2 tRNA genes and 2 rRNA genes (1 of these 4 cut by a window edge) are annotated in these 2,500 nt (G+C 58.4%); all 4 read right to left on the bottom strand.

What is annotated here, in order from left to right:
- Window positions 1–220, bottom strand: a 23S ribosomal RNA gene (locus tag NW837_RS08790); it reaches 2,589 nt to the left of the window's first position.
- 230 nt (window positions 221–450) lie between these two features.
- Window positions 451–526 (bottom strand) — tRNA-Ala (locus tag NW837_RS08785).
- Between the two features lie 89 nt (window positions 527–615).
- A tRNA-Ile gene (locus tag NW837_RS08780) sits at window positions 616–689 on the bottom strand.
- Window positions 690–812: 123 nt separating this feature from the next.
- Window positions 813–2,285: ribosomal RNA gene (locus tag NW837_RS08775) — 16S ribosomal RNA — on the bottom strand.
- The 16S and 23S rRNA genes sit together here with 2 tRNA genes alongside, the layout of an rRNA operon.
- Window positions 2,286–2,500: the final 215 nt, after the last annotated feature.

Below are 2,500 nucleotides of genomic sequence, written 5' to 3'. Positions count from 1 at the left end.
TTTTCCTGCGGCTACTAAGATGTTTCAGTTCGCCGCGTTCGCCCCTTTAGCCTATGGATTCAGCCAAAGGTGACAAGGCTTGCGCCTTGCCGGGTTGCCCCATTCGGGAACCTGCGGATCACCGCTTTTGTCCAGCTCCCCGCAGCGTTTCGTCGGTAACACGCCCTTCCTCGCCTCTGCGTGCCTAGGTATCCACCGTGCGCCCTTAACTGACTTGACCTTTTCACCTCACGTAACATTGGTGTTCTACCTGCCTCATGCCCCCAGGTTGCTGCTTCCCCCAAGCCAAGGCTCGGAGGGCTCAACCCAGAAGCATGCTGCTCTCTTGCTATGCAGTTTTCAAAGTGCTGGCCGGCTCAACCCGGCTGGAGGCTTGTGCTCGGACCCAAACCCCTAGCCCGGTCGTCAACCTATCCAACTGGAGAACCCCTTCCCGGCTCCTCACCAAAGTGGTGGAGGTAAGCGGACTCGAACCGCTGACTTCTGCCGTGCAAAGGCAGCGCTCTACCGGCTGAGCTATACCCCCAATCCAGACTGCACCCACCCTCTGGCTTTGCCCTCAGCTTGGCCAGCTCGCTTCTAGCTTGCTAGCTCTCCCTTCTCCAGGACAAACAGTGGGCCATCCTGGACTCGAACCAGGGACCTCACCCTTATCAGGGGTGCGCTCTAACCACCTGAGCTAATAGCCCTCCCCTCGGTTCCCCTCCAGAACCCCAGTCAACCATCCCTTCAACCCCGACCGACCTGGGATAACCTTTGCTGGCCTGAGGGTGGTCTAACTCCCCTCAGATGCCCCAAGGTAGGTCTCCCTAAAAGGAGGTGATCCAGCCGCACCTTCCGGTACGGCTACCTTGTTACGACTTCACCCCAGTCACCAGCCCTGCCTTCGGCGGGTGCTCCGACTTCGGGCATGGCCAGCTCCCATGGTGTGACGGGCGGTGTGTACAAGGCCCGGGAACGTATTCACCGCAGCATGCTGATCTGCGATTACTAGCGATTCCGCCTTCACGCAGGCGAGTTGCAGCCTGCGATCTGAACTGAGACGCGGTTTTTGGGATTGGCTCACGCTCGCGCGCTCGCGACCCTTTGTCCGCGCCATTGTAGCACGTGTGTAGCCCAGAGCGTAAGGGGCATGCTGACTTGACGTCATCCTCACCTTCCTCCGGTTTGTCACCGGCAGTCTCCCTAGAGTGCCCAACTCAATGCTGGCAACTAGGAACAAGGGTTGCGCTCGTTGCGGGACTTAACCCAACATCTCACGACACGAGCTGACGACAGCCATGCACCACCTGTGTCCGCGCTCCCGAAGGCACCCCCACGTTTCCGCAGGGTTCGCGGCATGTCAAGCCCTGGTAAGGTTCTTCGCGTTGCATCGAATTAAACCACATGCTCCACCGCTTGTGCGGGCCCCCGTCAATTCCTTTGAGTTTCACACTTGCGTGCGTACTCCCCAGGCGGGACACTTAACGCGTTAGCTCCGACACTGACCGGGTCGATACGGCCAACGTCTAGTGTCCATCGTTTACGGCTAGGACTACTGGGGTATCTAATCCCATTCGCTCCCCTAGCTTTCGTACCTCAGCGTCAGTTGAGGCCCAGTTGCGCGCTTCCGCCTCAGGTGTTCTTCCCGATCTCTACGCATTTCACCGCTACACCGGGAATTCCCGCAACCCCTACCTCACTCTAGCCGGTCAGTTTCCAGGGCCTTCCCACAGTTGAGCTGTGGCCTTTGACCCCAGACTTGACCAGCCGCCTACGTACCCTTTACGCCCAATAATTCCGGATAACGCTTGCCTCCTCCGTCTTACCGCGGCTGCTGGCACGGAGTTAGCCGAGGCTTATTCCTGGGGTACCGTCAGCTTTCGTCCCCCAGAAAAGAGGTTTACAACCCAAGGGCCTTCCTCCCTCACGCGGTATTGCTCCGTCAGGCTTGCGCCCATTGCGGAAAATTCCCCACTGCTGCCTCCCGTAGGAGTCTGGGCCGTGTCTCAGTCCCAGTGTGGCGGGCCATCCTCTCAGACCCGCTACGGATCGTCGCCTTGGTAGGCCATTACCCCACCAACTAGCTAATCCGACGCAGGCTCATCCTCAGGTGGATTGCTCCTTTCAGCTTCCGCCTGTATGGGGTATTAGCAGCCGTTTCCAGCTGTTATCCCCCGCCTGAGGGTAGATTCCTACGTGTTACTCACCCGTCCGCCACTAACACCCGAAGGTGTCCGTGCGACTTGCATGTGTTAAGCATACCGCCAGCGTTCATCCTGAGCCAGGATCAAACTCTCCGTGTCGATGCAAGAGCTTGTCTCTGGAAAAATGGAAACTTGACAGGGTTGAATATGCAGCCACCAGCCGACTCAGGGAGCCTGCTGTGCTGCTTGGCGATGGTTGACTGAACGAGTTACTTGTCAAGGTTCTGGGGCGCCGGGGCTGGGTGGCCTTGTGGCGCTTTACTACCCTATCCCCACCCCCACCACCCCGTCAAGATATCCAACCCAAAATTTTT

Origin of the sequence: Synechococcus sp. R6-10 (assembly GCF_047461815.1) — a bacterium.
Taxonomy (GTDB): domain Bacteria; phylum Cyanobacteriota; class Cyanobacteriia; order Thermostichales; family Thermostichaceae; genus Thermostichus.
The sequence above is the reverse complement of the archived record's forward strand: the minus strand, read 5'-3'. Positions and strand labels throughout refer to the sequence as shown.